This is a genomic window from Simplicispira piscis, from assembly GCF_054783455.1.
Window position 1 is genome coordinate 166709 of record NZ_BAAGQN010000010.1, and the last position, 6977, is coordinate 173685.

General features: G+C 65.1%; 4 protein-coding genes. 1 reads left to right on the forward strand and 3 read right to left on the reverse strand.

The features are described from left to right. The first annotated feature begins 26 nt into the window (after nucleotides 1–26). On the forward strand, nucleotides 27–1673 hold the full coding sequence (locus ACYVOC_RS06875; protein ID WP_116003530.1) for an acyl-CoA synthetase: 1647 nt from the start codon (nucleotides 27–29) through the stop codon (nucleotides 1671–1673). A gap of 102 nt (nucleotides 1674–1775) precedes the next feature. Here ACYVOC_RS06875 and ACYVOC_RS06880 read toward each other — a convergent pair whose 3' ends face one another. From ACYVOC_RS06880 to ACYVOC_RS06890, 3 genes are all read right to left on the reverse strand, one after another. Next, the gene (locus ACYVOC_RS06880) at nucleotides 1776–3602 is read right to left on the reverse strand and encodes a gamma-glutamyltransferase family protein (RefSeq protein WP_461161298.1); all 1827 of its coding nucleotides are present in this window, start codon (nucleotides 3600–3602) and stop codon (nucleotides 1776–1778) included. A gap of 160 nt (nucleotides 3603–3762) precedes the next feature. Next, nucleotides 3763–5313, reverse strand: a complete 1551-nt coding sequence (locus ACYVOC_RS06885; RefSeq protein WP_461161299.1) for an alkaline phosphatase D family protein — start codon at nucleotides 5311–5313, stop codon at nucleotides 3763–3765. Between the two features lie 35 nt (nucleotides 5314–5348). Next, nucleotides 5349–6926, reverse strand: a complete 1578-nt coding sequence (locus ACYVOC_RS06890; protein WP_461161311.1) for a GGDEF domain-containing protein — start codon at nucleotides 6924–6926, stop codon at nucleotides 5349–5351. Nucleotides 6927–6977 lie beyond the last annotated feature (51 nt).

Consider the following 6977-nt stretch of genomic DNA (forward strand, 5'->3'; position numbering starts at 1 on the left):
GTCACATTTCCTCCTGAGCACTACCCATGACTTCCATCTTTGACCAGAACCTGCCCCGCAATGCGGCCAACTTTGCGCCCCTGTCGCCCCTGGGCTTCATCGAGCGTACGGCCGAGGTGTACCCGGAACGCCTGGCCATCGTGCACGGCAGCTTGCGCCAGACCTGGGCGCAAACCTATGCCCGCTGCCGCCAGCTGGCCAGCGCCCTGCAGCGCAGCGGCATTGGCAAGAACGATACCGTGGCCGTCATGCTGCCCAACACCCCGCCCATGGTGGAGGCGCACTTTGGGGTGCCCATGGCGGGCGCGGTACTCAACGCCATCAATACCCGGCTGGATCCGGAGACCGTCGCCTTCATGCTGGACCACGGCGAGGCCAAGGCCGTGATCGTGGACCCGGAGTTCACCCCCGTCATGGCCAAGGCCCTGGCCCTGCGCCAAAGCACGGCGCCGCTGCTGGTGATCGATGTGGAGGATGCCCTGTATGGCCCAGCCAGCCAAACACTGGGCAGCACCACCTACGAAGCTTTTCTGGCCACGGGGGATGCCCGGTTCGCCTGGGAGTTGCCGGGCGACGAGTGGGATGCCATTGCGCTCAACTACACCAGTGGCACCACGGGCAACCCCAAGGGCGTCGTCTACCACCACCGGGGCGCGGCGGCCAACGCCATCAGCAACGTGCTGGAGTGGGACATGCCCAAGCACGCGGTGTACCTGTGGACGCTGCCCATGTTCCATTGCAACGGCTGGTGCTTTCCGTGGACGGTGGCGGCGCGCGCGGGTGTCAACGTGTGCCTGCGCCGTGTGGATGCGCAGTCGATTTTTGACGCCATGCGCAACCACGGCGTCACGCATTACTGCAGTGCGCCCATCGTGCACGGCCTGCTCGTCAACGCACCCGAGGCCATGAAGACGGGTGTCCCCGCGGGTATCCAGGCCATGGTGGCGGGCGCTGCACCACCGGCTTCCATGATCGAAGGCATGGAGAAGATGGGGTTCGACCTGACCCATGTCTACGGCCTGACCGAGGTATATGGCCCCGCCACGGTGTGCGCCAAGCATGCCGCCTGGGATGCACTGGACATTGGTGAACGCGCCCGGCTCAATGCCCGCCAGGGTGTGCGCTACCACCTGGAGCGCGATGTGCGCGTGCTCAACCCCGAAACCATGCAGCCCGTGCCACAGGACGGCGAAACCATGGGTGAGATCATGTTCAAGGGCAACATCGCCATGAAGGGTTACCTGAAGAACCCGCAGGCGACCGAAGAAGCGTTTGCCGGTGGCTGGTTCCACAGCGGCGACCTGGCCGTGCAATACCCCGATGGCTACATCAAGATCAAGGACCGCAGCAAGGACATCATCATCTCGGGCGGCGAGAACATCTCGTCCATCGAAGTGGAAGACGTGCTTTACCGCCACCCCGACGTGCTCGCCGCTGCCGTGGTGGCGCGGCCCGATGCCAAGTGGGGTGAAACGCCGTGCGCCTTCGTTGAACTGAAATTGGGCGCGCAAACCACGCCGGAAGACATCGTGGCGCACTGCAAGAAACACCTGGCTGGCTTCAAGGTGCCGCGTGCGGTGGTAATGGGCGAGTTGCCCAAGACCAGCACCGGCAAGATCCAGAAGTTTGAATTGCGCAAGCGCGCCGGGTCGGCTGACGCCATTGATGTCTGACCCGCCCTGCACGGCCGTGCTGGGCGTGTAGGGATTTTTTGCTATTTTATTTGTAGCTGCCGGCGCTTAACCATAAAGTGCTGGAGCCTGTTTTTATCAAAATTAATCCCCCATGACCACACCCTCGCGCCGGGGGTCTGCACCGCCCAGCCACAGGGTTTTGCCATGGGCCTGGCCGCGGGTAATGGCCTGCAGGCCGCTGGTCATGTTCATCTCGCGCACCTCGGCGCCGCGCTCGCGCAGCGCCTGCACGGTGGCCGCAGGAAAGCGGTTTTCCTCCAGCAGCGATGGGCCGTTGAGTGACCCAAAGTTGGGCAGGTCGATGGCCTTTTGTGGGGTCAGCCCCCAGTTGAGCACGCCGTACAGGGTCTTGGCCGTGTAGTGGATGATGAGCGCGCCACCCGGGCTGCCCCCGCTCATCAGCACCTGGCCCGTGGCCTTGTCGAGCACCAGCGTGGGCGCCATGGACGAGCGGGGGCGCTTGCCAGGCTGCACGCGGTTGGCAATGGGCTGGCCTTGCGCGTCGGTGGGGGCAAAGCTGAAGTCGGTCAGCTCGTTGTTCAGCAAAAAGCCCCCGCTGCGGGCCGTGTTGGTGGTCACCATCTGCCGGGAGCCAAAGGCGTCTTCGATGGTGGTCGTCATGGCCAGCGCGTTGCCCTGGCTGTCCACAATGCTGATGTGGCTGGTGCCGTATTCGGGCTGCTCGGGCATGGGGGCCTGGCTGGTTTTGAGGGCGCCGGGGGTGCCGGGCTGCGCCACTTTCATGCTTTGCGCGCCTATCAGCGCGGCGCGTTCGGCCAGGTAGGCAGGGTCGAGCAGGCTCATCCAGCTGCCGCCCGGGGGCTGCACAAAGTCGGGGTCGGCCACGTACAGGGCGCGGTCAGCAAAAGCCAGGCGCGAGGCCTCGGTGTACAGGTGCAGCCACTGGTGTGATGGCAGGCCCTGGTCCAGCGGCAGGGTGGCGGCCTGGGTCTGGTTCAGGATGCCCAGGATTTGCCCGATGGCAAGGGCGCCTGAGCTGGGCGGTGGAAAGCCGCAAAGCAGATAGTCGTGGGCGCGGGCGCGGTAGTCGTGGCACAGCGCCTCGCGCTTTTTGGGCTGGTAGCCCGCCAGGTCGGCCAAAGAGAGCTGGCCGGGGTTGCTGGGGTGTTTACGCACTTTATCGACGATGGCCTGGGCCAGCGGCCCTTCGTGCAGCGCGCGGCTGCCTTCGGTGGCAATGTTGTGCAGAACGGCGGCCAGTTCGGGGTTCTTCAGCACATGGCCCACGGGCCAGGGCTTTCCGCTAGCGTCATAGAAATACGCTGCCGCCACGGGGTCCTTCGACAGATATTTTTCATTCGCCAATAGGGTGTGCAGCCGTGGGCTGACCTTGAAACCGCTTTTGGCCAGCACGATGGCGGGCTGGAACAGGGCGGCCCAGGGCATCTTGCCGTGCGCGCGGTGGGCCATTTCCAGCATGCGCAGGGTGCCGGGCACACCGACCGAGCGGCCGCCTACCACGCCATCATGGAAAGCCATGGGCTTGCCGTTGGCATCGAGGAAAAGTTTTTCGTCCGCGCTGGCGGGCGCAGTTTCGCGGCCATCGTAGGCTTCGATCGACTTGCCATCAGAGTGCAGCAGGAAGGCGCCACCGCCAATACCGCTCGATTGGGGTTCCACCAGGGTGAGCACCATCTGCACGGCGATGGCGGCGTCAATGGCCGAGCCACCAGCCTTGAGGACCTGGTAGCCCGCATCGGTCGCCAGCGGGTTGGCGGCCGCAACGGCAAATTGGGCTGTGGCCCAGCCGGGTTTCTCGGTGTAGCCCGAGGCGCCCTCAGGCTGTGCGGGAACGGTGTAGTGCAAAGCGGGGGTGCTGGCGCAGCCCGCCAGCCAGGCAGCGGCGGCCAGCAGGCCGATACGAAACGCGGGGATGCAGTGGGGCATGGCAATCTCCAGAGATCAAGGCGAGGCAGCCATGGTAAACGCCACTGTGGCGCTGTGCCCAACGGGGGATGGCGTTATCCAAAAAGTTCAGTGTTTTTGGCCTCTGAGGCTTTGAGGGTAAGCGCTAAAAGCTATAAAAATAATAGCAATTTTTACGGTTTCATCCGTCTTGTCGAGGCCCGGGCTTGCCGTCTTGCACCACAAAGCGCGCCAGGGTGTGGACGCCGCTGTCCTCGCGCAGTGGGTCGTCCACGCAGCGCAGGGTGGTGGTCCAGCGTGCTGGGGTCAGGTCGGCCAGGCCATAGCCGCGCTGGTCGCAGCGTGCCAGCAGAACATGGGGGTTGTGGCGGGCCACGGCATCGACTTTCTGTTGCGTGGTGCCCGAGCGTGAAGAAATGGAGGTGCCGCAGAACTCGCTGGCCAGTGTGGGCCCGTCTGGCCGGTCGGGGTGGGCGGGAACGCGGCAGACGTAGTTCTGGTGGATGTCGCCCCCCAGCAGCACGGTATTGCGCGGTGCATGGCGCTCTATGGCGTGCAGCAGGCGCTGGCGTGCGGCGGGGTAGCCGTCCCAGGTGTCGGTTGAGTGCAGTCCCGACGGGTAGTGGCGCGGGGAGAAGAGGGTAGTTTGCGCCAGCACGCTCCAGCGCGCCTGGGTGTGTGCGTCGTACGCCAGGCCCTGGTCCAGCCACTTCTCTTGGGTGGCGCCCAGCATGCTGCGGGACGGGTCTTGCAGGGCGGCGCAGTCGTCCGGGCGCACGGCACCCGCGCCGCTCGACCGGGGGCGTCGGCAGGCTTGCAGGTCGCGGTACTGGCGGGTGTCGAGCAAGTGGATGTGGGCCAGCTGGCCCCAGTCCAGGCGGCGGTGCAGCGCAAAACCGCGGGCAGTCAGGCTGGATGCGCGCAGCGGCATGTGCTCGTAAAAAGCCTGCCAGGCCGCACTGCGCAAGGCCAGGAAGGCGGCGGGATCCCCTTTGCCTGCGCTGCCCGCGTAGTCGTTTTGTATTTCGTGGTCGTCCCAGGTCACGGCCCAGGGGCAGCTGGCATGGGCGGCCTGCAGGTGCGGGTCGCTTTTGTGCAGGGCATGGCGGTCGCGAAAGTCGGCCAGCGTGGTGGCGTGGCGCAGGCTGTGTACGCGCGCCAGGCCTGTGGTGTCGCGGGGCGATGCGTATTCGTAGATGTAGTCGCCCAGGAAGAGCACCAGGTCGGGTGTGTCGGTGCACAGGTGCCGCCAGGCGGCATAGTGGCCGTCTTCCCAGCGCTGGCAAGACGCAAAGGCCAGGCGCAGGTGCCTGGGCATGGCTCCAGGCAAGGGGGCGGTGCGTGTGCGGCCGGTGCGGCTGATGGCATCGCCCAGCATGAAGCGGTAGTAATACCAGCGGTCGGGTTCCAGGCCGGTCAGCTCGACATGCACGCTGTGTCCCAGCGCAGCCAATGCGGGGGCTGTGCCGTGGCGCACGATGCGGCGGAACGCTTCGTCATTGGCCACTTCCCAGCGCACGGTGAGGGTATCGGCCAGGCTGGCGGGGGTGTTGGAGATGCTGGGCAGCAGGCGCGTCCAGAGCACTACGCCCTGGGGCGCAGGCTCGCCACTGGCCACGCCCAGGCCAAAGGGGTTGTGCCGCAGTGTGCTGCCAGCCCATGCCCAGCGGGGCAGGGCGGCCATGGCAGCGGCGTTGCGGGCCAGGTGCAGGAACTGGCGGCGCTGGTGCATGTTGGGGAAGCTGTGCAAGCGTGCCCGCAGCGGTGTCAGGCAGGCATCACGCGGTTTTTGCCGGAGCGCTTGGCAAGGTACATGCCCTGGTCAGCACGGTGGATGGCTTCGGCCGCGGTTTCGGTGCTGGTCAGCTGGGCCACGCCGGCGCTGAAGGTGATGAGAATTTTTTCGTTGTTGCGCAAAAAAAAGCGCGTGGTCAGCTCGCGCTGCAGGCGCTGCATGGCTTCGACGCCCTGGGTCAGTGCGGTATCGGGCAGCACCACCACAAATTCTTCGCCACCGTAGCGCGCCAGCATGTCTTGCGGGCGCATGACTTCGCGCACCACATCGGCCAGGTGCACCAGGGCAGCGTCGCCGGACTCATGGCCGAGCCGATCGTTGATCAGCTTGAAGTTGTCCACGTCGAGCAGGGATACGCACAGCGGGGTATTGGTGCGGTGGGCGCGCGCAATTTCGCGTTCTATGACTTCGTCGAGCCCTTTGCGGTTGAGCGAACCGGTGAGGGGGTCGTGGCGGGCTTGGGTGCTCACGCGGTCAAGTTCCTGTTGCAGCCGCACCATTTCGGTCTGCTTCTCTTGGGCGCGTCCGCGCAGGTCGGTGAGTTCGTCGCGCACCACGCGGCTGTCCAGCGCCAAGGAGCGCGTGGCACCCACCAGTTCCTTGAGGACCGGGGTGATCTCTGCCAGCGAACTGGCCCGCGAGATCTGCTCGGAGTAGCGCTCCATCCTGTTTTGGTAGCCGCTGCTGGCCTGGGTCATGTCGGACAGGCGTTCGATAAAGGTAGAAAGCATCTCCTTCATCTGCTCCTGGGCCTCGACCATGCGGCCCTTGGCCTCGGTCTGCTTGAAGATGACATCCTTCAGACGGCGTTGCACATCGTCGAGGCGGCGCAGGGTGAGTGGCTGGACGGTGGCGGCCACCAGAGCCTCGGCCTGGCCCTGAAGCCAGCGGTCGTCGATGCTCAGCGCGGCGATGTTGCCAAACACCATGTGCAGCAATTCCAGCAGCATGGCGCGCACGGAGGCCTGGTCTTCGGTGGCGAACGACAGACGGAAGCTGAAATTGGCCAGCATGATCTGCAGCGTGCTGATCGGCGGCGCAGGCTGGCGCAGAAACTTCACCAACTGACCGCCAAGCAGATGAACGCGCGCGTCATCGCTGCTCAGGCCATGCAGGGTGTGCTCTACCATGCGCGCCAGCTGTTCGGCCAGTTCGTCCGGGATCGTGGTCGGGGTCCTTGTGAGGAGGGTGGTGGGTGCGGCAGCGGATGCATCCGGGGTTCCGGGCATGTCAGTACCGGGCTCACCCACTTCGATGGGTGCACTGGCACCTAATTTGGCGTAGCCTACAAACACGCTTTGCATGGCTTGCCAGTCTTTCTGGGCCACAGCGGCTTCAAATTGCCCGAGCAGGCGCTTTTGCGCGGGTGTCTGGCCGGGAACCACCCGCAAAATCTGCCGCAGTTGCCCTTCAGGAAATGGCGGTGGGGTGATGTTCCCGGAGATTTCGTCGTACAACGTTCTGAAGTTGTCCGGCGTGGGCGTCAGCCTGCGCAAGGCCAGTTGCTTGAGGGTTTCGCGCGCGATATCCGAAGGAAGTCTCTCGGCCATGAACAGCCACCAGGGCAGGAAATGCAGGAAGCCGCAAGTGTGACAGAGGCC